A 24,302-nucleotide genomic window follows, 5' to 3' on the forward strand; every position below is an offset into this window, starting at 1 on the left:
TTCCTTCTTTATTACTTTTCAGGAACTCCAATGAAAGCCATTGCCTACTACGCCTCGTTGCCAATCAGCGACTCAAACGCTCTGCAAGACATCGAACTGCCAGAACCGGTTGCCGGCCCGCGTGACCTGTTGGTGGAAGTCAAAGCCATTTCGGTCAACCCGGTGGACACCAAGGTCCGCCAGAACGTCCAGCCTGAAGCGGGTGCGCCGAAAGTGCTGGGCTGGGACGTGGCCGGTGTGGTCAAGGCCGTCGGAAGTGAAGTGACGCTGTTCAAGGCCGGCGACAAAGTGTTCTACGCCGGCTCCATCGCCCGCGCTGGCGGTAACAGCGAACTGCACGTGGTAGACGAGCGGATCGTCGGCCATATGCCGAAAACCCTCGGCTTCGCCGAAGCCGCCGCGCTGCCGCTGACCGCAATCACCGCGTGGGAATTGCTCTTCGAGCGCCTGCAAGTGCGTGAAGGCAAAACCGATGAAGGCCAGAGCCTTTTGATCGTTGGTGCCGCTGGCGGTGTGGGGTCGATCCTCACGCAACTGGCCAGCCAGCTCACCGGGCTGAACGTCATCGGCACGGCTTCCCGCCCGCAAACCCAGCGCTGGGTTCGTGAGCTGGGTGCCGACCTGGTGATCGATCACAGCCAGCCGTTGAGCGAAGAACTCAAACGCGCGGGTGTCGATCAGGTGACCCACGTCGCCAGCCTGACCCAGACCGATCACCACCTGGATCAGTTGGTCGAGGCTTTGGCGCCGCAAGGCAAACTGGCCCTGATCGATGATCCGAAGGCGCTGGACGTGACCAAGCTCAAGCGCAAGAGCCTGTCGCTGCACTGGGAGTTCATGTACACCCGCTCGCTGTTCGAAACCGCCGACATGATCGAGCAGCACAAATTGCTCAACCGCGTGGCTGAGCTGATCGACGCCGGGACGCTGAAGACCACGGTCGGCGAGCATTTCGGGACCATTAACGCGGCGAACCTGCGTCGCGCCCATGAGCTGCTGGAAAGCGGCAAGTCCAAGGGCAAGATTGTGCTCGAAGGGTTCTGAAACAAACTGACACAGTTGTCGCCCAGATGGGCGACACCGTCAGTCCGAGAGTTGACCCTTGTCACAATTGCGATCGTATTGAGGTCTACAATCGAGACTCTGCGGCACAGTCTTTTACGTAACATCTTTTACGAGAGGAGAGATCAGCAATGAAGATCCTGATAAAAGAATTGGCAAAATCCCAGTGGCAAGTCCGTCTGGACCAACATGCCGTGACGTTCCGCAGTGAAGCCGAAGCCCGCGCCTTCACCCGCACCCTTGAAGCGCGACTACAAGCACCTCATCAAATTATTGACCGCCAGCAGCGTGCCGCTGGCTGAGTCCGTCCTCAGACCTGGGCTTGCGCCAGCGCCCGGGCATTTTGCAAACGCCGGGTGAGCATCGCCACGCTCACCACCAGAATTCCGCACAGGCTGATGACCATGGCCATCGGCATGGCGCTGCCGTCGTGTAAAACACCCACCAGTGCTGCTGCCCCGGCGGCGACGCTGAATTGCAGGCAACCGAGCATCGCCGACGCACTGCCGGCGCGAGCGCCCTGCCCGTTCATGGCGCAGGCCGAGGCGTTGGGGAGGATGCAACCGAGGCTGGCGATGCAGACAAACAGCGGAATCAGCAACGGCCATAGCTGCGCGGTGTGCAGCGAACTGACGGCCAGCAGCGCCAGACCCGCGCCGACGTAGATCCACACGGTGCGCGCCAGGAGAAACGCCGGGCCACGCTTGGCCAGCAGTCGCGCGTTGAGCTGCGCGACCAGAATGAAGCCCGCCGCGTTGGTGCCGAACAGCCAGCCGAAATGCTCGGGCGGCACGCCATACAGCTTGATGAAGACGAACGGTGAACCGGCGATGTAGGCAAACATCCCGGCGATGGCGATGCCACCGGTCAAGGCGTGGCCGAGATAGACCGGATCCGACAACAGTCGACCGTACTGACGCAACGCCCCCGACAACGGTTGACGCGGCACATGGGCCGGCAGACTTTCCGGCAACCCCAGCGCCACGGCCAAGCCTGCCAACGCACTGAAACCAGTCAGCACGAGAAATATCGACTGCCAGCCCGTGGTGTTGACCAACAGCCCGCCCAGCATCGGCGCAAGAATCGGCGCCAGGCCCATCACCAGCATCAGCTGCGAAAAGACCTTCGCCGACCCCACCGCATCGCATTTATCGCTGACAATTGCCCGCGCGATCACCATCCCCGCGCACCCACCCAATGCCTGAACGAAGCGTGCGCCGATCAACCATTCGAGGCTCGGCGCATAGGCGCAGGCCAGGGAGGCCGCGGTGAACAGGCCGACGCCGGTCAGCAAGGGAATGCGGCGCCCGAAGCGATCCGCCACCGGACCGTAAGCCAGTTGACCGATGGACAAGCCAAGGAAATATGCGGCCAAGGTCAGCTGAACGTGTTTTTCATCGGTGGCGAAGGCGAGCGCCATCGCCGGGAAGGCCGGCAGATAGAAATCGATCGCCAGCGGACCGAAGGCGCTCAAGGCGCCAAGAATCAAAATGGTACGGAAATTCATCAGGCATCCAGTTGGACAGGGTCGGCAGCCCCACAGTCTAGCCGCGCATGGACACCTTGAACATTCCGTTAGGTCGCTAACTATTAAAAAGCTTCACGCGACTTTCGCCTCGTAGCCTTCTTCGGTGATCACCGCGATCACCTGATCCGCCGACAAAGCACTCTCGACGCCGACTTCTTTCGCGGCCAGATCGATACGCACGCTGGCCGCAGGATCCTTGGCTTGCAGCGCCTGGGTGATGGCTTTGACGCAGTGACCGCAGGACATGCCTTGAACGTTGAACACTTGCATGGGATGACTCCTTGAGTAAGGTTGCGTGCAGTCTTGAGCTTGCCACCGTGGCAAGGTCAAGTTCTGAAGTGAACTGCCGGGCTGGCAATCAGCGTCGCGCTCGGCCAAGCTGCGTCCATCAATGACTCGACATCAGGAGATTCAGCCATGCGCTGGTCAGCTCTCAGCCTGTTTGGCTTTCTCAGCCTATTTGCCGCGACACCTTCGGTTCAAGCCGCCGGGGAGGACTATGGCGTACTGATCATTTCCCGCGAGCGCCTGGAAGTCGCGACCTCCTGCGAGATCGGCGTGTACATTCACGATCAGCTGTCGGCGCGGTTGTTCCAGGAACAAAGCACCTCGTTCAACCTGCCGCCGGGCAATGTCTCCTTGCGCCTGAAGCTGCTGCCGGGCCAGGCGCCGGGTTGCAACCCGGGCATGCTCGCACCGGGTTCGCAGAACATCACGCTCAAGGCCGGTGACGTGTTGAAGTTCCGGATTGCGATGACGCAGGAAGGGATGTACCTGAAACCTGCCGCTCTCGAGTATTGAGTCGCCTGTAAAAAGATCGCAGCCTGCGGCAGCTCCTACGGGATCGGGTTACCACGCGGTCAATGTAGGAGCTGCCGCAGGCTGCGATCTTTTGATCTGAGACATGGCGCTTGACCTTGCCAGCATGGCAAGGTTGATCCTGTAGATATCTTCTACAGGGAGCGTGACCGATGTCCGAATCCACCACTTTCGATCTGCCGATTGCCGGCATGACCTGCGCCAGTTGCGCCGGACGTGTCGAGCGTGCCTTGAGCAAAGTCATCGGCGCCTCTGCCGTCAGCGTCAACCTGGCCACCGAACAGGCCCGGGTTCAAGCGCCCAGCGACAGCCTGCCGGCCTTGATGGACGCCGTGCAGCAGGCGGGTTACAGCGTGCCGCAGCAGACCCTGGAATTGAGCATCGATGGCATGACTTGCGCCTCCTGCGTCGGCCGGGTCGAACGAGCGCTGGCCAAGGTGCCGGGGGTCAAGAGCGTCAGCGTTAACCTGGCCAACGAACGTGCTCACCTTGAACTGCTCGGTCAGATCGATGCGCAAACCCTGATCGGTGCAGTGACCAAGGCGGGCTATAGCGCCAGCGTTTGGGAAGTCGAACACCCGCAAACCGATAATCAACAACAACGCCTGCACCGCGAGCGTTGGGCCTTGATCATGGCGATCGTCCTTGCCTCGCCGTTGGTGCTACCGATGTTGCTGCAACCGTTCGGTGTGCACTGGATGCTCCCGGCCTGGGTGCAATTCGCGTTGGCCACGCCGGTGCAATTCATCTTCGGTGCGCGCTTTTACGTCGCTGCCTGGAAAGCCGTGCGCGCCGGTGCGGGCAACATGGATTTGCTGGTCGCGTTGGGCACCAGCGCCGGTTATGGCTTGAGTCTCTATGAATGGGCCACCGCCGCCGGGCGCATGCCGCATCTGTATTTCGAAGCCTCGGCGGTGGTGATCGCGCTGGTGCTGCTGGGCAAATACCTGGAAAGCCGCGCCAAACGCCAGACTGCCAGTGCCATTCGCGCCCTCGAAGCCTTGCGCCCGGAGCGGGCGATTCAGGTGATCGACGGCCGCGAGCAGGACGTCGCCATCAGCGCTTTGCGTCTGAATGATCTGGTCATGGTCAAACCCGGCGAGCGCTTCCCGGTGGACGGTGAAGTGGTCGAAGGCCAGAGCCACGCCGACGAAGCGCTGATCAGCGGCGAAAGCCTGCCGGTGCCCAAACAACCCGGCGACAAGGTCACCGGCGGCGCGATCAATGGCGAAGGCCGGTTGCTCGTTCGTACCCAGGCCTTGGGCGCGGAAACCGTGCTCGCCCGCATCATCCGCCTGGTGGAAGACGCTCAAGCGGCGAAGGCGCCGATCCAGAAACTGGTGGATAAAGTCAGTCAGGTGTTTGTCCCTGCGGTCTTGCTGATTGCGTTGGCAACCTTGATCGGTTGGTGGTTGTACGGCGCGCCGATGGAAACGGCGCTGATCAATGCCGTGGCGGTACTGGTGATCGCTTGCCCGTGCGCCCTGGGGTTGGCCACGCCAACGGCAATCATGGCAGGGACCGGGGTGGCGGCACGCTATGGGATTCTGATCAAGGACGCCGAAGCGCTGGAGCGTGCCCATGAAGTCAGTGCGGTGGTGTTCGACAAGACTGGCACGCTGACGTCGGGTACTCCGCGCATCGCTCATTTGAGCGCCATCAACCATGACGAAGCGGCCCTGCTGCAAATGGCCGGCGCCCTGCAACGCGGCAGCGAGCATCCGCTGGCCAAGGCGGTTCTAGACGCTTGCGCCGAACGCGGCTTGACCGTGGCCGATGTCAGCGACAGTCAATCGCTGACTGGCCGAGGCATCGCCGGCACTCTCGACGGTCGTCGATTGGCGCTGGGCAATCGTCGTCTCCTGGAAGAGAGCGGCTTGAGCGCAGGTGAATGGGCCGACTCCGCCACCGCGTGGGAAACCGAAGGCCGGACCCTGTCCTGGCTGATCGAGCAAAGTCCCGAACTTCGTGTGCTGGGCCTCTTCGCTTTCGGCGACACCCTCAAACCCGGCGCGCTGCAAGCTGTGCAACAACTCAACGCACGCAACATCAGCAGCCATCTGCTGACCGGCGATAATCGCGGCAGTGCCAAAGTGGTTGCCGAGGCGCTGGGCATCAAGGATGTTCACGCCGAAGTACTGCCGGCGGACAAAGCCGCCACCGTCGCCGAACTGAAAAAAACCGGCGTCGTGGCCATGGTCGGCGACGGCATCAACGACGCACCCGCCTTGGCCGCCGCCGACATCGGCATCGCCATGGGCGGTGGCACCGACGTTGCGATGCACGCGGCCGGGATCACCCTGATGCGCGGCGACCCACGACTGGTTCCGGCGGCGCTGGAGATCAGCCGCAAGACCTACGCGAAGATTCGTCAGAACCTGTTCTGGGCCTTCGTCTACAACCTGATCGGCATTCCGCTGGCAGCGTTCGGCTTCCTCAACCCGGTGCTGGCCGGTGCGGCCATGGCGTTGTCGAGCGTCAGCGTGGTGAGCAATGCGCTACTGTTGAAAACCTGGAAACCCAAGGATCTGGAGGACAACCGATGAACATCGGCCAAGCGGCCCGCCAAAGCGGCCTGAGCGCGAAGATGATCCGTTATTACGAATCCATCGGCTTGCTCAAGGCCGCCCATCGTACCGACAGCGGTTACCGGGTTTACGGCGATGACGATCTGCACACCCTGGCGTTCATCAAGCGCTCCCGGGACCTGGGGTTCTCACTGGAGGAGGTCGGCAAACTGCTGACCCTCTGGCAGGACCGCCAGCGAGCCAGCGCCGACGTGAAGGCCCTGGCCCGTCAACACATCGACGAGCTGAACCAGAAAATCCGCGAACTCGGCCAACTGCGCGACACCCTGCAGGACCTGGTCGAACACTGCCACGGTGATCACCGTCCCGACTGCCCGATCCTCAAGAACCTGGAGTCGGGCTGTTGCGCACAACCCGCTCGCCCCTGATTGCCAGCCCCTTCACCACCAACAAGGTGGTGAGGGGAATCCCGTGGAACAACAGCACCACGGCCCCCGGCGTCCACCACGAATAGAACGGCGCGGCGATCAGCATGCCGACGCCGAACCCGGTCATTTGCAACAGCGTCAGGAAGCTGAAAATCGGCAGGCGCAGGCTGTCCGGTTCACGTTGCAGCCGTGACATCAAGCCGACTTCCGAGAAGCCGTCGCCGAGGCCCGCCGGCAGCGAAAACAACAGCAGCCCGTAAAGGGTCTGTTGCTGAAACATCAGGATGAAGCCGCAGGACATCAGCAACACACCAAAGAAAAATCGTCGTTCCAGGTTCACGTTGTCCGAGCCTTTCAGCCGGCTGGCGATGCGCGCACCGATGAGTTTGCCGCTGGCCCAGACGGCCAGCATCAGACCCAGCGTGGTGCTGGCGGACTCGGGCGTCAGCAGTCTGGAAATAATCGGAAAACCCACGTTGTGCGCGGCACTGCCAAGGGTGTCAGCCATGGCCACGGCGAGCATCGCCGCCACCACCGGTGTGCTGCGCAGTCCCTGGAGCAGAGCCGCCCATTCACCACGTTCGTGGTTGGGTTTGTCACTGGGCGCAGGTTTTGAGAAGCGCAGCGGCAAGATGAACAATGCGGCCAGCAGATAAGTGACCACGTTCAATGCAAACACTGTTTCAAAGCCGAATGCTGCCACCAATAGCCCTGACACCAGACTTCCACCGACCATGGCTGCCGACGACGCCGAGGTGATCCAGGCGTTGGTCTTGAGCAACTGCTCTGCCTCAATCAAGTGCGGTAACTGGCTGTTGAGGCCGATGGCGAACATCGAGTTGCCGAATCCCAGGCCGAATGCAATTAACGGTAAAAGCAGTACTTGTTGGGTGACAGGCAGCACCAGCAGCAGGCCCAGCAGCCCGGCGCGCAACAGGTCGAAGGCAATCAGCGGCAGGCGCCCGGCCCAGCGGCGATAAAACGTCGTACCGATGAGGCTGGCGAAGATCCCACCGGCCACGCGGCTGGCGAGGAAGATGCCGACGCTCATGGCGCTGTTGCTGAGCAGGTAGACGTAAGTGGCCAGGGCGACCATGTTGAGGAAGGCGCCGAAGTCCGAGACCAGACGGGCGGTGATGATCAGTTGGGCATTGCGGGTGGAGTTCACATTCAGTCCTTGAGTGTGGGGAGCAGCAGGGAGAACACAAAATTCAGCTACACCGAAAATCCAATGTGGGAGCGGGCTTGCTCGCGAATGCGCTAGATCAGTCGACATTGATGTTGAATGACACACAGCATTCGCGAGCAAGACCGCTCCCACACTGGTTCTCCAGCGTTTGGAGGTCAGGTGGCTGGCATCTACAAAAAACCCGGCCGAAGCCGGGTTTTTCGTTAACCGATCACTGCATCCAGGGCGGAGGCGGTTCTTCGGCTTTGCTCGGTGGCGCGTCGTCAGCAGCGCGGATCGCTTGCTTGCGCTCTTCATCAAGGCGTGCCGCCTCGATCTCGCGCATGATCCCGCCAACGTCAGCCAACTCTTCCGGCTCATCGAACTCGCCGGTCAAGACGCTGGCCGGGTGCAAGGTGCCGGCTTCGAACAGGGCCCACATTTCCTTGGCGTACTTGGTCTTTTTCAACTCCGGCGCAAACCGCCCGAAGTAGGACGCCATGTTGCCGACATCACGCTCCAGCATGCTGAACGCGTGGTTGTTGCCCGCCGCGTCGACCGCTTGCGGCAGGTCGATGATCACCGGGCCCGTCGGGGTCAGCAGTACGTTGAACTCCGACAGGTCACCGTGCACCAAACCGGTACACAACATCAGCACGATCTGCGAAATCAGGAACGCGTGATACTCGCGCGCCTGATCCGGCTCCAGCACCACGTCGTTCAGACGCGGCGCGGCATCACCGTACTCATCGGCCACCAGCTCCATCAACAGCACGCCTTCAAGGAAGTCGTAAGGCTGAGGAACCCGCACGCCAGCACCGGCCAGACGGAACAATGCCGCCACTTCGGCGTTCTGCCAGGCGTCTTCGGTTTCTTTCTTGCCGAACTTGGAGCCCTTGGCCATCGCACGAGCCTGACGGCTGTTGCGCACCTTGCGGCCTTCCTGATACTCGGCCGCCTGACGGAAACTGCGTTTATTCGCCTCCTTGTAGACCTTCGCGCAACGTAACTCGTTGCCGCAGCGCACCACATAAACAGCTGCTTCTTTACCACTCATGAGTGGGCGCAGCACCTCGTCGACCAGACCGTCCTCGATCAGGGGTTCAATGCGTTTTGGAGTCTTCATCAGCTTTTATTGGGGGTCCTTTATTACCAAACACGCGAAAGTCATTCGTTATACGGCAATCCACTCATTCGGGGGAGGGGTTGCCGACCTATGAACGTCCTGTGACCGTCAAGAAGCACACAATGTGCCGGTTTAATCAGTCAGCAACCGCCGGTCGTCATCGGCCGCCACAGATCATAGCTGACCCTGCGTCACTTGTTGCTGAAGGGTTAAGCGGGTATTTGCGACAGAAGCTGACATCTCGATTCATACCCTTCGTAGGATTTTTCTTAATAGGCCTCAATTTCCGCCTCGGCCAGCCGAAGTCATCAGAGACAAAGTGATTTGTCCGACAATCGTTTCGACTACAACAACGATGGCGCACTCACGGAACCGGGTCGATCAAAAACGTTTACGGCTGCCAATAATCCGCGAGTCATCTGCACTGCGTGGGCCTACAAGAAAAATCTGGAGCGCGGATGAACATCAAACAGAAGTTGACCTGGGCGTTTGCAATCATCGCCTGCTTACCGGTGGTGCTGGTCGCGACCCTGGTTGTGCTGAACTTGCGCAGTGATGCCAAGGACAGTTTCGTTGACGGCAGTGGCCGCGAAATTCGTCAGGTCAGCAACGCCATGCAACTGTTCTTTGACGGCATCAGCCAGAACGTGGATTACCTGGCGACCCAACCGCTGATCAAGAATTCCGACGACAGCCTCAAGACGTACATGAGCGCCAACGCCGAAAGCATTCCTCAAGGCGAGATGGACAAGAAGGTCTTCGGCCTCCTTCAGGACCTGGGTAACAGTCACCCGTCCTACGCCTATGCCATTCTCGGCACCGCGGCGGGCGGTTATGTGTCCTGGCCGGACGATGCCAAGCTGAGCAATTACGACCCGCGCCAGCGCCCCTGGTACAAGGCTGCCCAGGCCAAACCGGGCAAGCCGTTCCGCACCGAGGCCTATTACTGGGCCCAGGACGACGCGACGTACGTCAGTACCGTGCGCACCATCGACAACAAGTTGGGCACCAATGGCGGCGTGGTCAGCATCGACGTGACGCTCAAGCAGCTCACTGAAATCGTCAAGCAGATCAAGCTCGGTGAAACCGGCTACCTGATGCTGCTGGAAAACACCGGCACCGTGCTGGTCGATCCGAAGCAACCGGAACACAACTTCAAAGCCTTGAGCAGCCTCGGCGAGGGCTACGCACAACTGGCCAAGGCCGGCAAAGGGCTGGTGGAAGTCGAGCTGAACGGCGAACGCTACATGGCCAACGTCTGGCCGTCGGAGCAACTGGGCTGGACCTTCATCGGCCTGATCAAGCAGACCGACGTGATGAGTTCGGCCACTCAGCTGACCTGGCTGATCGCGATCATCGCCGCCGTGCTGGCCGTGTTCTTCGCCATCGTCGGCGCCAGTTTCGCCAGCCTCATCGTGCGACCGATCCGCAGCGTGGCCAGCGGTCTGGAAGGCATCGCCCAAGGTGAAGGCGACCTGACCAAGAACCTGCAAATTCGTGGCAGCGACGAAACCGCGCAACTGGCCAACTGGTTCAACCAGTTTTTGGCGGCGATTCGCAACCTGATCCAGAGCATTGGTGGCGCAGCGACCAAGATCCTCGCCACCTCCAAGAGTTCGACCCAGGTCTCCAGCGACATGGCCGAAGCCGCCGGGCGTCAGCGTGAAGCGGTGGACATGGTCTCCACGGCGTTCCACGAAATGGTCGCCACCGCCAACGAAGTCGCGCGCTCTTGCAGCCAGGCGGCGGAATCCGCCGACAGCGGCCAGCGCCAGGCACGTGAAGGTCAGCAGCAGATTGATGCGGCCGTGACCAGCGTTGATCGCTTGAGCCAGGAAATCGAACAGTCGGCCCAGTCGATGCAACAGCTTGAGCGCGACAGCAACGACATTCAGTCAATCCTCGGGACCATTCGCTCGATTGCCGAACAGACCAACCTTCTGGCGCTGAACGCCGCTATCGAAGCGGCACGGGCTGGTGAACAGGGTCGTGGGTTTGCGGTGGTGGCCGATGAAGTTCGGGCGCTGGCCAAGCGCACGGCGGATTCCACGGCGGAAATCGACGGTTTGCTGGGCAACCTCGCCAAACGCACCAGTCAGGTGACTCAGCAAATGCATGCGAGCCTGGAAGTGTCTCAGCAGTCGGTGAGCCGCATCGGTGAAGCACGCAGCAGCTTCGGGCTGATTCGGGAGTCGGTGGATGTGATCCGCGACATGAACACCCAGATCGCTACCGCGGCGGAAGAACAGCATCAGGTGGCTGAAGACATCAATCGGCACATCAGCCAGATTCATGGTGATGCGCAGTTGGTGGCGGAACTGGCGAACTCGGCACGGCTGGATTCGCAGAGTCTGGCGGGGTTGTCGAATGAGCTGGATGGGTTGGTGCGTCGCTTCAGAACCTAATTCTCAAGAGCGCCGCAAAACAACTGTGGGAGCGGGCTTGCTCGCGAAGGCGGCGTGTCAGTCAACGATGATGTCGACTGGCATACCGCCTTCGCGAGCAAGCCCGCTCCCACATTTGATCTGTGGTGCTACTGCTTGAACAATTCTCCCGGGGTAAACCCGAACAGGCTCTTGAACGCTGCAATAAACGCCGAAGTCGAATCATACCCGCAAGACAGCGCGGCATTCGTCACGCTGTCCCCCTCCTCCAGCAAACTCAACGACGACAGCAACCGCATCCGCTGTCGCCACCCTCGAAAGCTCAACCCGGTTTCACGCTGAAAGAGCCGCATCAAGGTTTTCTCCGAGGTGCCCAACCGCTCGGCCCACGCCTGCAAGGTCACATTGCGCTCAGGGCTTTCAATCAGTTCGTTGCACAACCCCAGCAACCGTTCATGGCGCGGTAACGGCAGCGAAAAGCCAACCTCGGGCAGATGCGCCAACTGATCCAGCAACACACTCACCAGCCGCGCTTCCTGGCTGTCGTCCTGTGGATATTCAACCGGCAGCAAACAAAAACTCTTGATCAGTTCCCGGGCCAACGGCGTTACTTCCAATACCCGGCAACGCCCGTCCGCCCATTCACAATCCTCGCGGCGCACATAGAGGCTGCGCATCTCGGCGCGCATCGAGGTCACCACCTGGTGTTCGAGATCGGCCGGAATCCAGATGCCCCACTGCGGCGGCGCAAAGAAACTGCCTTCGGCGGTGTGCACGCCGAGAACGCCGCTGATCGCGTAGGAAAACTGCACCCAATCGTGCCGATGCGGCGGCGTCCATGAGCCGGCGTTGAGACTCTCCGCACGGGCATACAGCGGACGCGGCAGCGCCGTCAGCGTCGGAATCGTCCGCTCGAGGGAAAGTTGTCCGTTAGTCGGCATTGATTGGCCTTATGTCGCAAGACGGCTGATGGAGCCGACGTTAGGCTAAGTCACCAATTCTTACAAATGTATTCGGTGCCTGTTATGCATGCCTTCAAACACCTCAAACGCGTGGTCACCGACTGGTTCTTGTGCGGCATGTTGATCGCCACGCTGCTGGCGTATTTCTTCCCGACCTTTGGTGCCACCGGCGGCGGAATGCACGCTGAATACGTGATCAACATCGGCGTGTTCCTGGTGTTCTTCCTGCACGGGGTCAACCTATCCAGTGAGCAGATCACTCGCGGTCTGAAAAACTGGAAGCTGCACGTGATGGTTCAGGGGTTCACCTTCGCGGTGTTTCCGCTGATCTGGCTGCTGAGCGACACGCTGTTGGGCTCGCACATTCCGTCGCTGCTGATGCTCGGTTTCCTGTACCTCTGCGCCCTGCCCTCGACCATCTCCTCGTCCGTGGCCCTGACCGGCAGCGCGGGCGGCAACGTACCGGCGGCGATTCTCAACGCGAGCCTGTCCAGCGTGCTGGGGATTTTCCTGACGCCGTTGCTGGTGAGTTTCGTGGTCGGCAGCGGCGCTGGCGGCATCGATCTGGGCGCAACCCTGCTCGACCTCTGCGCCATGTTGCTGTTGCCGCTGGTGCTCGGCCAATTGGTTCGGCCGTTCCTCGGCAAGTTCTTCGCCCGCCACAAGCGCTACACCAACATCGCCGACAAGTTGGTGATTCTGTTGCTGGTCTACGCGGCGTTCTGTAATTCGATGGTCTCGGGGATGTGGCAAAAACAGGGCAACAGCGTAATTCTCACAGCACTGATCGGCAGTGCGATCCTGCTGGCGATCATCCTGTGGATGACCACCCGCACCGCTCGCGCGTTGAAATTCAGCCCGGCCGATGAAATCGCCGCGGTATTCTGCGCCAGCAAAAAATCACTGGCCGCCGGTGCGCCGATGGCAGCGCTGATCTTCGGCGCCAACCCGGGCCTTGGGCTGATTCTGCTACCGATCATGATCTACCACCCGTTGCAGCTGATCGTCTGCTCGGTCATGGCCGAGAGTTATGCCAACCGCAACCGGCAGCTGGCCCAACAGCAAAGCGCCGCAGTCCTCAGCGCTCAATAATCACTGTCACCCCCTGGCCACCGGCGGCGCAGATCGAGATCAACCCTCGGCCCTGCCCCGCCGCATCCAGCAACTTCGCCAGGCTCGCGACGATGCGTGCGCCGGTCGCGGCAAACGGATGCCCCGCCGCCAGTGAACTGCCTTTGACATTGAGGCGGCTGCGGTCGATGGAGCCCAGTGGCGCATCGAGACCGAGGCGGGTTTTGCAATATTCCGGATCCTCCCAGGCCTTCAGCGTGCAGAGCACCTGCGCGGCGAAGGCTTCGTGGATTTCGTAGTAATCGAAGTCCTGCAAGGTCAGGCCGTTGCGCGCCAGCAAACGCGGCACTGCATACACCGGCGCCATCAACAATCCTTCCGCACCGTTGACGAAATCCACCGCCGCCACCTCGCCATCGCGCAAATAGGCAAGGACCGGCAAGCCGCGCTCCTTGGCCCATTCTTCACTGCCCAGCAGCACCAGCGATGCGCCATCGGTGAGCGGCGTCGAGTTGCCCGCCGTCAGGGTGCCCTTGGCGCTTTTCTCGAACACCGGTTTGAGTGAGGCGAGTTTTTCCAGGGTCAGGTCCGGGCGCAGGTTGTTGTCGCGGGTCAGGCCGAGGAACGGCGTCATCAAATCGTTGTGCCAGCCTTCAGCGTAGGACGCGGCCATTTTCTGGTGACTTTCCAAGGCCAGTTGGTCCTGTTCGTCGCGCGGAATGTTCCAGGCCTGGGCCATCAACTCGCAGTGCTCACCCATCGACAGGCCAGTGCGTGGCTCGTTGATGGTTGGCAGATCCGGGATCAGGTGACGGGGGCGCAGTTGCAGGAAGGTTTTCAGTTTATCAGCGGTGGTTTTGGCGCGGTTGGCTTGCAGGAGGATTTTGCGCAGGCCTTCGTTGACGCCCATCGGCACGTCGGAGGTGGTGTCGACGCCGCCGGCGATTCCGCATTCGATCTGGCCCCGCGCGATTTTATTCGCCACCAGCAACGTCGCTTCCAGACCGGTGCCGCACGCCTGTTGAATGTCGTAGGCCGGGGTGGTTGGCGACAGCCGCGAGCCGAGCACACATTCGCGGATCAGGCTCATATCCCGGGAGTGCTTGGCCACCGCCCCCGCCGCCACTTCGCCCAGGCGCAAACCGTGCAGGTTGTAGCGTTCGATCAGGCCTTCGAGCGCGGCGGTGAGCATCGCCTGATTACTGGCGGTGGTGTACGGCCCGTTGGAACGGGCGAAGGGAATACGGTTACCACCAATAATCGCAACGCGGCGCAGTTGAGTCATGAAAAGCTCCTGATGAAATATTCAAATTGAGAACCGCCCTCCTACAATGTTCTAGCGTAGGCCTTATCTCGTGGATCGAACGACTGATTGCCATTCATGGTCCACACTTTGAACCCCAGCTGCTGGAGCGCGTTCCATGTCTGACCGCTATATCGACTTCGCCAATTCGTCCATCGGCCATCGTTTGGTCGGGGCCCTGGGTCTGCCGTCGCCGGTTCGACTGGAGCGCTGGCAAGCAGGCCGGCTGCGGCCTGTCGAGGGGGCGCTGTTGTTAGGCGGTGGCCCGTTGACGGAGAAAATCGGCACCTTTGCCAACCGCCTGACCGACGCGATTTACAGCTACGGCACCGAGCCTTCGCTGGCCACTGCGTGGATTCCCGGCCACGGCCCCAAACTCAAAGCCGTGGTGTTCGACGCCAGTGACCTGGTGCAGACCGATCAACTCAAACAGCTGCGCGAATTCTTCCAGCCGTTGATTAAAAACCTCGACCACAGCGCGCACCTGGTGATTCTGGGGCGCGCGCCGGAAACCTTGAGCGATCCGTTCGCCTCCAGTGCCCAGCGAGCGTTGGAAGGTTTCAGCCGTTCATTGGCCAAGGAGCTGCGCAGCGGCGGCACCTTGCAGCTGATTTATGTCGGCGAAGGGGCGGAGGATCAACTTGAAGGCCCGCTGAGGTTTTTCCTCTCGCCCAAAAGTGCATTCGTTTCCGGGCAAGTGATTCGCTTGAATGCCTGCGACACACAAGTGACGGACTGGACTCGCCCATTGTCTGGCCGTAAGGCTCTGGTCACCGGTGCTGCACGCGGCATCGGCGCCTCCATCGCCGAAACCCTGGCCCGTGACGGGGCCGACGTGATCCTGCTCGACGTAGCACCGGCCAAGACTGATCTCGAAGCCCTCGCCGCACGCCTCGGCGGGCGCAGCATCACCCTGGATATTTGCGCGGAAGACGCCGCCGCGCAGTTGATCGAGCAACTGCCCGACGGCATCGACATCGTGGTCCACAACGCGGGCATCACTCGGGATAAAACCCTGGCCAATATGACCCCGGAATTCTGGGACGCGGTGCTGGCGGTCAACCTCAATGCCCCGCAAGTGCTGACCAAGGCACTGCTCGACAGCGGCACCCTGCACGACAACGGCCGGGTGATCCTGCTGGCGTCCATCAGCGGCATCGCCGGCAATCGCGGGCAAACCAATTACGCAGCGAGCAAGGCCGGGCTGATCGGTCTGGCCCAAGCCTGGGCGCCGCTGCTGAATGAGCGCGGTATCAGCATCAATGCGGTAGCACCCGGCTTCATCGAAACCCAGATGACCGCGCATCTTCCGTTCGGCGTGCGTGAGGGCGGGCGGCGCATGAGTTCGCTGGGCCAAGGTGGTCTGCCGCAAGATGTCGCCGAAGCGGTGGCGTGGCTGGCTCAACCGGGCACCGGCGCGTTCACCGGGCAAGCGCTGCGAGTGTGCGGACAAAGTGTTTTGGGGGCTTAGGCATGATCATCGATTGGCACATACTCAACCGCGAACCCAGCCTGTCGGGACTGTACGTGCGGGCCGCGACGCGACGCAAAATCACCGGCACCAGCCTGCCCGATTCGGGGTTGCGCTGTTGGATCAATGTCGACCCTAAGCGCCTGGCGGACTATCGCAAAGTCTGCGGTTTTGCCGAGAACGGTTTGTTGCCGCCAACCTATCCACACATCCTCGCGTTCGCCTTGCAGATGCAATTGCTGACGGCCAAGGAATTTCCATTTCCGCTGCTGGGGTTGATTCACCTGAGTAACCGCATTCGCATCTTTCGCCCAATGGGCAGCGTAAATCGCGTTCGGGTCAGCGTTCAGGTGCAAAACCTTCAACCCCATGAAAAGGGCGCGACGTTCGACCTGGTGACCACGCTCGACGATCAGTTGGGGGCGTTGTGGGAAGCTGAAAGCCAGATGTTGTGCCGCGGGGTCAAACTCGCAGGCGAGCCCGTCCAGGACGTGTTGGCATCGACACTGGAGATGTCGGAAGTGGCTCGCTGGAAAGCGCCGTCGGACATTGGGCGCCAGTACGCCAAAGTGTCCGGCGACTACAACCCGATTCACCTGAGTGCTATCAGCGCCAAACTCTTCGGTTTTCCTACCGCCATCGCCCATGGGTTGTGGAACAAGGCCCGAACCCTGGCGGCGCTTGCCGATCATCTGCCGGCGGCGAATGTCGAGATTGCGGTGCAATTTCGCAAACCGGTGCGGTTGCCCAGTGAGGTGACATTGCTAGCCAGTGCGGCAGGGTCGAGCGGGGATTTGCTGTTGGTGGGTGCGGGGGATTTTGAGCATATGGCGGGGCATTGGCGGCCGGTTGCCTGACCCGATCGTTCCTGTGCTCTGCGTTCGGCTCTTGGGACGCAGAGCGTCCCTGGCTGCATTCCCACGCAGAGCGTGGGAACGATCAATCACGGACTTACTAAATCCATGCGAGGCTGCGGAAACAAATTATTCAACGTCTCCAACAGCCGCACGTGATAAATCGGCTTGCGAAACAGGTCGAGCACCTGCAACCGCAACATGTCACTGACATCCTCCATGTCCGCATGCCCAGACGTCACAATCACCGGCAAATGCTGGCGGGACGTATGCTCGCGCAACCGTTTGATCAACGACATGCCGCTCTCCTCCGGCATCCGCAGATCAGTGATCACCAACGCAATATCAGGGTGGCGCGTCAGATGTTGCAACGCGAGTTTGACCGAGGTGGCGGTAAAACAATTGAAGCCCTCGCCCTCCAGCAATTCCGCCAATTCCAGCAACGCATCCTCCTCATCATCGACCAGAAGCAGCTGTTGGCGTGGAAGTGAGGGAGCGTTCATGGGCAACACCTGCAATGGACTAAGCGCTGACGTTAGAAGCCCTTTGGGACATTAGCAAGTTGCCTCTGCTCTCGTCATGAGAGTGCAGTCTTGATACTTGTAAAAAGCGTGGTAACCGCGGTTTCAATGCCCGAGCTCAGTCCAGCAATCACCAGCGCAACCATCGCGGCAACGACTGCGTACTCAATACCTGAAGCACCCTCGGTATCTTTGGCCAGGCCTTTGTAAAAAGCGATTTCGGATTTGATCTTCTGAGCAATCTTGGTAAAGGACATGGCAGCTCTCCTGAAAGACGGCGGGTGTTGCACAGTCGCAACATGATTCCCCTTTGCCAGCATCAGCATTGTCGGCATTCCCCGTACCCACAACTGTAAGAACGAATTATCACTAAAGTATTAGTCGCTTCGTTGACGCCAAAAAAGCCACGTTTTCACCCTAGTTACTTACTTTCGTTCGTTATTTTCAGTCCCGTAATGGCTTTTTGCTCTAGCTGAGCTACCGTCAAATAGCGAAATAGTTCCATGTTCATAGCTGCCTGATTGCGAAGTTGTCTCGTTGGATGCGACGAGGTCTCAAGCAGCAGGAAAGGGAGAGCCGTCATGAACAGTCGTATCACTCTGGGCCTGGCCGGTTTGTTTCTGGTGGGCGCCATTATTGCTGGTTACTGGGGCCTCATACTGAGCCGCCAACCCGCTCCCGAGCCTGTCGTGCAACCCGGGATTGTCACGCCTGCACCCATCGCCCAGACGCCTGTCCCCGTGGACGATCCCACCCGCCAACCGGTGGTGGTGTTGCTGCATGATGTGCCACCGTTCGTGCCGATCAGCGCAACCGACGTGACCGTGGAAAAACTCCGTACCGTCCCGGCCGGCAGCCTGAGCAGCCTCGATCAAGCGATTGGCCGAACACCCTGGCGCGCCCTCAGCGCCGGCACTTGGCTCAATGATGAAAGCTTTGAAGCCGGCGGCAGACTGGCGCGGATGATTCGTCCCAATGAACGCGCCCTCGCCGTCGCGGTGGATGAAGTGATCAATGCCGGTGGGCAGCTGACACCGGGGGACTATGTCGATGTGCTGCTGTTTCTACGCATGGACAACAACAACCTTCAGCCTTCGGCACAACTGGTGGTGCCAGCCCTGCGGGTGCTCGGGGTGGGCGAACAGATGGGGCTGACCAACGACGGTCAACCCGCAAGCCCGGTACGCAGCATCGAAGAAAAACTCAGGCAGGAACAATTGCGCACCAGCGCCCGCAGCGTCTTGCTTGCCGTCCCCGAACAACTATTGAGTCGCCTGATGTTGGCGGCCCAGGCCGGCGTGTTGCGCCTGGCCGTACGCAGCGCCGATGAAAAGCGTCTGGCTCGTTACTGGGCTGGCGAAAGCGATTCATCGGCCAACCTTGCCAGTGCCAACCGCGAGTTGATCCAGTTCAGCCAACTGGCCATGACGCCCCCACCCAAACCAGTCGTCACCCACGGCGGCACAGCACCGCGCAAGATGAGCGTGGAAGTCATCCGCGGCAACGAAATAACCCAACAAACCCCCTGAATCGAGCAAGGACGCATCTAAATGCGCAGTCGTTCCATGCCCCTGTTTCAAGGCCTGCTCTGGGTCTCTTTACTGAGCGGTGTGCCGCTTGGCGTAACGTTCGCAGCCGCCGGCAATTGCGCCGCGCTGGGTCCGTTGCCTGCGGTGCTGGAAGTCAGTGAAGGGCTGCAACAGGAGGTGCAATCGCCGGTAGCAATCACTCGGGTGGCGGTGGGTGACCCGAAAATCGCCGACGTGCGAGTTAACGGTAATCAAGCGTTTTTGCTAACCGGGATAGCCCCTGGCGCTACCAGCCTGATGGTCTGGACCGCCTGCGCCAGTGCTCCGCGCCAGAGCATGGTGTTCGTTCAGGGCAAGGCCACCGCGGCGATGACCACCGCGACACAGTTACCCTCTGATGACCCACTGCTACCGTCGCAAGTACAGACCGACATTCGTTTCGTCGAAGTCAGCCGGACCAAACTGAAAGAGGCCGGCACGTCGATTTTCGGCAAGGGCTCGAACAACTTCCTCTTCGGCGCACCCGGTACGGTGCCCAACACGGCCGTGACGCCAGGCGTGGTGCCGCTGCACAACATTGATCCGCGGATCGCGGTGCCCAGCATTCCGCTGCTCAACGACAGTTTCAACATTGTCTGGGGCGGTGGCAGCAGCAAAGTCCTCGGTATCGTCAACGCCCTGGAAGGCAGCGGCTTCGCCTACACCCTGGCACGGCCAAGCCTGGTGGCCCTCAGCGGGCAGAGCGCGAGCTTCCTGGCCGGGGGTGAAATTCCGATCCCGGTGCCCAGCGCCAACAGCAACAGCTACTCCATCGAGTACAAGGAATTCGGTATCCGCCTGACGCTCACACCGACCGTGGTCAGCCACGACCGCATCACCCTCAAAGTGGCGCCGGAAGTCAGCGAACTCGACTTCAACAATGGCGTGACCATCGGCGGCACCACCGTCCCGGCGTTCACCATTCGCCGCACCGATACCAGCATCTCGCTGGCCGATGGCGAGAGTTTCGTCATCAGCGGTTTGATCAGTACGCATAACATTTCGCAAGTCAGCAAGTTTCCAGGCCTGGGCGATATCCCGATTCTCGGTGCGTTTTTTCGCAACTCATCGGTCAACCGCGAAGAGCGTGAGCTGCTGATGATCGTCACGCCGCACCTGGTCCAACCGTTGGCTGCCAACGCACAGCTGCCGTCGTTGCCGGGTGAAAAGCTGCGCAACTATGACCCGAACTGGTATCGCCTGTACTTCCTCGAAAACGGCAACTTCGATAAACGCAGCGGATTATCGCAATGAGCCAGAGCCAGAACCTGAGCCAGACCTTTCTCGCGATCACCCGTAACAGCACCGACCTTGAGTGGCTGCAAGGCGCCCTCGCCCCGTTGGGCCAAGTGGTCAGCGCCGGCGGTGGCAGCCTCGACGAATTGCTCGCGCTGGTGGACGTGACCTTCGCCAGCCTGGTGTTCATCGGCCTGGACCGCGAACACGTGGTGGCCCAAAGCGCACTGATCGAAGGTGCCCTGGAAGCCAAACCGATGCTGGCGATCGTCGCGCTGGGCGATGGCATGGACAACCAACTCGTGCTCAATGCCATGCGCGCCGGCGCACGGGATTTCGTGGCCTATGGTTCGCGCTCCAGTGAAGTCGCGGGCTTGGTGCGACGGCTGAGCAAACGCCTGCCGCCCGTGGCCTCGAACACCCAACTGGGTAGCCTGACGGTGCTTTACGGTGTGCAGATCAACGCCGACGGCGCGCTGCTCGCCACGCACATGGCGCAAGTGGTGCAGAAGAGCGGACAGCAAACACTGTTGCTGGACCTGGGCCTGCCGCGCGGTGACAGCCTGGCCTTGCTCGGGCTGGAGAGTTCGTTCCACTTCGGCGATGCACTCCGACACTTGCGGCGCCTCGACGCGACGCTGATCGACAGCGCGTTCACCAACTGCGCCGCCGGGTTGCGGATCCTCGCCTACGCCCACCACGATGAGCCGCTGGAACACACCAGCACCGCCGAGTTGTACATGCTGCTCAGCGCCCTGCGCCAACACTTCCAGCACATCGTGGTGAACCTGACGGGCCAGCCGGACAGCGAAGCGCTACGCACCTTCGTCACCCATTGCGACAAGTTGCTGTGGTACACCGATCAGAACGTACTCGACTGCCGTCGCAACCTGGCGGTACTCAACCTGTGGCGTGAAAAAGGCATGAAGCTCGATCACGCCAGACTGCTGGTGGATCGCTACCTGCGCAACGTCGCACCGGACTCCGACACCCTGAGCAAAAGCTTCGGCATGGAGATCATCGCGACCCTCGTCTACAGCCCGGAAGTTCGGCTTAACGCCAAGAACCAAGGTATGACGCTGTTTGAACTGGCCCCCCGCGAAGGCCTGACTCAAAGCCTGCGCGCCCTCGGCGAGCTGTTGGCCAAGCGCTCCGAGGGCGTGGCCAAACCCAAGTCTGGCTGGTTCAACCGGTTGAGGGGTGCGCAATGAGCGGTGAAAAACTCTTCGGTGCCCCTGTGCGCACCACCACAGGCAACACTGACCACGAAGGTCTGAAACTGGTGCTGCACCGCTACATCATCGACGCCATCGAGGAGTCCGGCAAAAACCTGCTGGAGGGTTCGCGGCAGGTGCTCTCGCAGTTCGTCATCGACAAGGTTGCCGAGTACATCGCCCGGCTGCACCTGGCGATTTCCCGCTATGAAATGGAGCGTCTGGCCGAAGAAATCGTCGACGAACTCACCGGTTTCGGCCCCTTGGAAGTGCTGCTGCGGGACCCGGCGGTGACGGAGATTCTGGTCAACGGCCCGCACCGGGTGTTCATTGAACGCGACGGCGTACTGCATCAAAGCGACCTGCGCTTCATCGATGCGCATCACGTCGAACGGGTCATGCAACGGATCCTCGCGCCCCTCGGTCGACGGCTCGATGAGTCGTCGCCAATGGTCGACGCACGACTGCCCGACGGTAGCCGGGTCAACGCGATCATTCCACCGATTGCGCTCGATGGTCCCTGCCTGTCGATACGTAAATTTCGCAAGGACATGCTCAAAAGTTCGGACCTGATGGCGATGCAAACCATCGATCAGGCGATCTTCGACTTTCTTCAGGAGGCCGTGGGCAAGCGCTGCAACATCCTGATCAGCGGCGGCACCGGCACCGGCAAGACCACGCTGTTGAACATTCTCAGCCAGTTGATCAACCCTCACGAGCGACTCGTCACCATTGAAGACGTCGCCGAACTGCACCTGGGCCACCCTCACGTGGTGCGCCTGGAAACCCGACCGCCGAATGCCGAAGGCCACGGCGAAGTGAAGTCCAGTGACCTGATTCGCAACGCCCTGCGGATGCGCCCGGACCGAATCATCCTCGGCGAGATTCGTGGCGTCGAAGTGGTAGACGTTCTCACCGCAATGAACACCGGCCACGACGGTTCGATGAGCACCGTGCACGCCAACAACGCCCAGGATGCGCTGTTGCGCCTGGAGACATTGGTGGGCCTGACGGGCCGCACCATCGCCGAACGTACCTTGCGGCAAATGATCTGCGCCGCACTGGATGTAGTGATCCAGCTGACGCGCATGCCCGACGGCCGCCGCTGCGTCAGCGAAGTGGTGGAGGTGATCGGCTTGCGTGATGACGTGTATGTCACCAACACGTTGTTCCGGCTCGACCGACGCAGCGGTTTCGGATTCATGCGCGAGGCGGTCAACCCCGCCGGCGACAAACTGCGCCGTGAGTTGGCGCTCTCTCCCTCTGCGTACTGAAGGCCACGGCATGCTCAAACCGGTGCTGCTCATCCTCGCTTGCCTGGTCTTGCTCGGACTGTCGATCCGCCTGTTTTATCGCGGATTGCGCCAGACCGGCACCGAGCGGGTACTGGGACGCCTGACCCAGGGGCAACCGCAGCCGGTACTGACGAAAACCTCCTGGGCGGGTCTGGATCGGGCTTTTCTGCGGGCCGGCCTTGGGCGTCCCTCCAAGCGCCTGGGGGTATGGCTGTTGCTCTGGGCCTTTGGCATCTTGCTCGGATTTGCTACCGGTGGCTGGGGCGGCTTGCTGGTTCTGTTACTGCTACCGCCGTTGATGCTGCGTCTGTATGTCAATTGGCGTTATCAGCGCCGACTCCAGCGCATGATCGAACAACTGCCACAAATGCTCGATCACACCGTGCGCAGTCTGAAGTCCGGGCGCACCCTGGCCGATGCGGTGCTGGGCGCCATCGACGCCGCTGAAGACCCGCTGAAAAACGCCATGGGGCGGATTCAGCGCAACGTGCAGTTGGGGGTCAGCCTGCCGGATGCCGCGGCAGACCTCGCCGAGCTGTATGAGAAAGACGAACTTCGCCTGTTTGCGCTCGGCTTGAAGGTCAATCACCGCTATGGCGGCAATGCCAGCGAATTGCTGGAAAACCTGATCAAGATGATTCGGGAGCGCGAGCAGGCTTCGCGCCAGCTCAGGGCCATGACCGGTGAAACCCGGGTGACCGCGTGGGTCCTGGGCTGTTTGCCGATTTGTCTGGCCGGCTATTTCCTCGCGACCAACCCTCATTACTTGCTCGCCATGTGGCACGACCATTCAGGGCAAATCATGCTCGCGTCCGCGTTCGGCTTGCAGGTGGTCGGCAGCCTGGCGCTCTGGCACATGTTGCGCAGCGTATGAAAGTGCCTTTGCTGATCTGCGCATTGCTGTTTCTGGGGGCAACGCTGTTGCTGCTCAGCGGTTTGCTGGAACACCGTCGGCGGGTTCGCCAGGTGGCGCAACGACTCGACGGCAAACTGGCGAGCGACAACCGGGTAAACCAGTGGCTACAGCTGCTGGGCAGCAGCCGGATCGGTCAGCGCTCGGTCAACCTGGATAACGAAACCCAGGCATTGCTTAACCGTCTCGGCTGGCGCAGCGCCCGGCGACGTTCACTGTTCGCGGCGTTCCAGGTAGGCGCCCCGGTGCTGGCGCTGGCCCTGACCTTGTTGATCCAGGGCGTGTTCTTCCCTCACACAGACAACCACTGGATGGCCCCGATGTTCGCCACCGGCATCGGCTATCTGTTGCCCAAACGGTTGCTGGCCGCAGCCGCGCTGCGTCGGCAAAAACAACTGGCGACCGAGATTTCCACCTTCATCCCGCTACTGCGCATCCTGTTCGAATCGGGCATGGCGGTGGAGCAGTCGCTGCGCGTGTTGAGCAATGAAGGCAAACAATTATTGCCGGCCCTGACCCATGAATTGCGTCTGATACTGGCCAGGGTCGATTCCGGCCTGGAACTGGGCGAAGAACTGAACAAAGCCACCCGATTGCTGGCCGTCGACGAGTTCACCGACACCTGCGTCATCCTTGAGCAGTTGATCCATCAGGGGGGCGGTGCGATGAAATCCCTGTTGTCCCTCAAGCAATTGCTCGATGACCGGCGCCTGACGCGCCTGCAGGAATACATCTCCAAGATGTCCGCCAAAATGTCCGTCGTGATGATGCTGTTTCTCTTCCCGGCGTTATTGATCGTACTGGCCGGCCCGGGCTTCACCGCCCTGTCCCATGCCTTTGGTTCTTAGAGG

The 24,302-nt window shown here is 60.8% G+C and carries 23 protein-coding genes and 1 pseudogene; 16 read left to right on the plus strand and 8 right to left on the minus strand.

The window, feature by feature from the left end; genetic code table 11:
• The first annotated feature begins 30 nt into the window (after positions 1-30).
• Positions 31-1,044 carry a zinc-binding alcohol dehydrogenase family protein gene (locus ASC74_RS28760; protein WP_056746152.1) on the plus strand — a complete coding sequence of 338 codons (1,014 nt, stop codon included), beginning with the start codon at positions 31-33 and terminating at the stop codon, positions 1,042-1,044.
• Positions 1,045-1,193: 149 nt separating this feature from the next.
• Complete coding sequence (locus ASC74_RS31905; protein ID WP_165353242.1) at positions 1,194-1,364, plus strand: hypothetical protein; 171 nt, start codon at positions 1,194-1,196, stop codon at positions 1,362-1,364.
• A gap of 8 nt (positions 1,365-1,372) precedes the next feature.
• Here the strand turns inward: ASC74_RS31905 and ASC74_RS28765 are convergent, their stop codons facing one another.
• Positions 1,373-2,569 (minus strand): multidrug effflux MFS transporter, encoded by a 1,197-nt coding sequence (locus ASC74_RS28765; protein WP_056746154.1) that lies wholly within the window; start codon positions 2,567-2,569, stop codon positions 1,373-1,375.
• 93 nt (positions 2,570-2,662) lie between these two features.
• Entirely contained in the window at positions 2,663-2,860 is a 198-nt protein-coding gene (locus ASC74_RS28770) for a heavy-metal-associated domain-containing protein (protein ID WP_046044719.1), read from the minus strand.
• Positions 2,861-3,007: 147 nt separating this feature from the next.
• Between ASC74_RS28770 and ASC74_RS28775 the strand changes: the two genes are divergently transcribed.
• The 3 genes from ASC74_RS28775 (at position 3,008) to cueR (ending at position 6,365) form a co-directional block, all read left to right on the plus strand.
• Positions 3,008-3,391: a hypothetical protein gene (locus ASC74_RS28775; RefSeq protein ID WP_046044720.1), complete on the plus strand. Its 384-nt coding sequence runs from the start codon at positions 3,008-3,010 to the stop codon at positions 3,389-3,391.
• Positions 3,392-3,561: 170 nt separating this feature from the next.
• Positions 3,562-5,955 (plus strand): heavy metal translocating P-type ATPase, encoded by a 2,394-nt coding sequence (locus ASC74_RS28780; protein WP_056746156.1) that lies wholly within the window; start codon positions 3,562-3,564, stop codon positions 5,953-5,955.
• Positions 5,952-6,365: a Cu(I)-responsive transcriptional regulator gene (gene cueR / locus ASC74_RS28785; protein ID WP_008156539.1), complete on the plus strand. Its 414-nt coding sequence runs from the start codon at positions 5,952-5,954 to the stop codon at positions 6,363-6,365. Before ASC74_RS28780 ends, cueR begins: the two co-directional genes overlap by 4 nt.
• Here the strand turns inward: cueR and ASC74_RS28790 are convergent.
• Positions 6,319-7,533, minus strand: a complete 1,215-nt coding sequence (locus ASC74_RS28790; RefSeq protein ID WP_056746158.1) for an MFS transporter — start codon at positions 7,531-7,533, stop codon at positions 6,319-6,321. The two genes, cueR and ASC74_RS28790, sit on opposite strands and share 47 nt — an antisense overlap.
• Before the next feature lie 232 nt (positions 7,534-7,765).
• The gene (locus tag ASC74_RS28795; protein WP_056746159.1) at positions 7,766-8,659 is read right to left on the minus strand and encodes a PA4780 family RIO1-like protein kinase; all 894 of its coding nucleotides are present in this window, start codon (positions 8,657-8,659) and stop codon (positions 7,766-7,768) included.
• 458 nt (positions 8,660-9,117) lie between these two features.
• On the opposite strand from ASC74_RS28795, the pseudogene ASC74_RS32795 reads away from it, so the two are divergent.
• Together ASC74_RS32795 and ASC74_RS32800 are read left to right on the plus strand one after the other, a co-directional pair.
• Positions 9,118-10,206: pseudogene (locus ASC74_RS32795) on the plus strand (cache domain-containing protein); the annotation flags it as partial.
• A gap of 129 nt (positions 10,207-10,335) precedes the next feature.
• On the plus strand, positions 10,336-11,064 hold the full coding sequence (locus ASC74_RS32800) for a methyl-accepting chemotaxis protein (protein WP_409201440.1): 729 nt from the start codon (positions 10,336-10,338) through the stop codon (positions 11,062-11,064).
• 128 nt (positions 11,065-11,192) lie between these two features.
• On the opposite strand, the gene ASC74_RS28805 is transcribed toward ASC74_RS32800, so the two are convergent.
• Positions 11,193-11,984, minus strand: a complete 792-nt coding sequence (locus ASC74_RS28805) for an AraC family transcriptional regulator (RefSeq protein ID WP_056746163.1) — start codon at positions 11,982-11,984, stop codon at positions 11,193-11,195.
• Positions 11,985-12,068: 84 nt separating this feature from the next.
• Between ASC74_RS28805 and ASC74_RS28810 the strand changes: the two genes are divergently transcribed.
• On the plus strand, positions 12,069-13,097 hold the full coding sequence (locus ASC74_RS28810) for a bile acid:sodium symporter family protein (RefSeq protein ID WP_056746499.1): 1,029 nt from the start codon (positions 12,069-12,071) through the stop codon (positions 13,095-13,097).
• Here ASC74_RS28810 and ASC74_RS28815 read toward each other — a convergent pair.
• On the minus strand, positions 13,084-14,361 hold the full coding sequence (locus tag ASC74_RS28815) for an acetyl-CoA C-acetyltransferase (RefSeq protein ID WP_056746165.1): 1,278 nt from the start codon (positions 14,359-14,361) through the stop codon (positions 13,084-13,086). The genes ASC74_RS28810 and ASC74_RS28815 overlap by 14 nt on opposite strands.
• Before the next feature lie 136 nt (positions 14,362-14,497).
• Here ASC74_RS28815 and ASC74_RS28820 point away from each other — a divergent pair, with 136 nt between their 5' ends.
• The gene (locus ASC74_RS28820; protein WP_056746167.1) at positions 14,498-15,850 is read left to right on the plus strand and encodes a 3-oxoacyl-ACP reductase; all 1,353 of its coding nucleotides are present in this window, start codon (positions 14,498-14,500) and stop codon (positions 15,848-15,850) included.
• A 2-nt stretch (positions 15,851-15,852) separates the two neighbouring features.
• On the plus strand, positions 15,853-16,707 hold the full coding sequence (locus ASC74_RS28825) for a MaoC family dehydratase (protein WP_056746169.1): 855 nt from the start codon (positions 15,853-15,855) through the stop codon (positions 16,705-16,707).
• 86 nt (positions 16,708-16,793) lie between these two features.
• Here ASC74_RS28825 and ASC74_RS28830 read toward each other — a convergent pair whose 3' ends face one another.
• Together ASC74_RS28830 and ASC74_RS28835 are read right to left on the minus strand one after the other, a co-directional pair.
• Entirely contained in the window at positions 16,794-17,207 is a 414-nt protein-coding gene (locus tag ASC74_RS28830; protein WP_008156557.1) for a response regulator, read from the minus strand.
• 74 nt (positions 17,208-17,281) lie between these two features.
• The gene (locus ASC74_RS28835; RefSeq protein WP_056746171.1) at positions 17,282-17,482 is read right to left on the minus strand and encodes a Flp family type IVb pilin; all 201 of its coding nucleotides are present in this window, start codon (positions 17,480-17,482) and stop codon (positions 17,282-17,284) included.
• Between the two features lie 324 nt (positions 17,483-17,806).
• Between ASC74_RS28835 and cpaB the strand changes: the two genes are divergently transcribed.
• Genes cpaB through ASC74_RS28865 form a run of 6 tightly spaced genes read left to right on the plus strand, consistent with a single transcriptional unit; the run spans position 17,807 to position 24,299 of the window.
• On the plus strand, positions 17,807-18,754 hold the full coding sequence (gene cpaB, locus ASC74_RS28840) for a Flp pilus assembly protein CpaB (RefSeq protein ID WP_056746173.1): 948 nt from the start codon (positions 17,807-17,809) through the stop codon (positions 18,752-18,754).
• Between the two features lie 21 nt (positions 18,755-18,775).
• Entirely contained in the window at positions 18,776-20,047 is a 1,272-nt protein-coding gene (locus tag ASC74_RS28845; RefSeq protein ID WP_056746175.1) for a type II and III secretion system protein family protein, read from the plus strand.
• Positions 20,044-21,240 (plus strand): AAA family ATPase, encoded by a 1,197-nt coding sequence (locus ASC74_RS28850; protein ID WP_056746177.1) that lies wholly within the window; start codon positions 20,044-20,046, stop codon positions 21,238-21,240. The genes ASC74_RS28845 and ASC74_RS28850 overlap by 4 nt, the downstream gene beginning before the upstream one ends.
• Positions 21,237-22,517, plus strand: coding sequence for a CpaF family protein (locus tag ASC74_RS28855; RefSeq protein WP_056746180.1), 1,281 nt, complete (start codon positions 21,237-21,239; stop codon positions 22,515-22,517). Before ASC74_RS28850 ends, ASC74_RS28855 begins: the two co-directional genes overlap by 4 nt.
• 10 nt (positions 22,518-22,527) lie before the next feature.
• Positions 22,528-23,412 (plus strand): type II secretion system F family protein, encoded by an 885-nt coding sequence (locus ASC74_RS28860; protein ID WP_056746182.1) that lies wholly within the window; start codon positions 22,528-22,530, stop codon positions 23,410-23,412.
• A complete protein-coding gene (locus tag ASC74_RS28865; RefSeq protein WP_056746183.1) occupies positions 23,409-24,299 on the plus strand; it encodes a type II secretion system F family protein in 891 nt (296 codons plus the stop codon). Before ASC74_RS28860 ends, ASC74_RS28865 begins: the two co-directional genes overlap by 4 nt.
• The last annotated feature ends 3 nt before the right edge of the window (positions 24,300-24,302 follow it).

This window comes from Pseudomonas sp. Root329, from assembly GCF_001424925.1.
In the GTDB taxonomy this organism is placed as follows: Bacteria; Pseudomonadota; Gammaproteobacteria; order Pseudomonadales; family Pseudomonadaceae; genus Aquipseudomonas; species Aquipseudomonas arabinosi.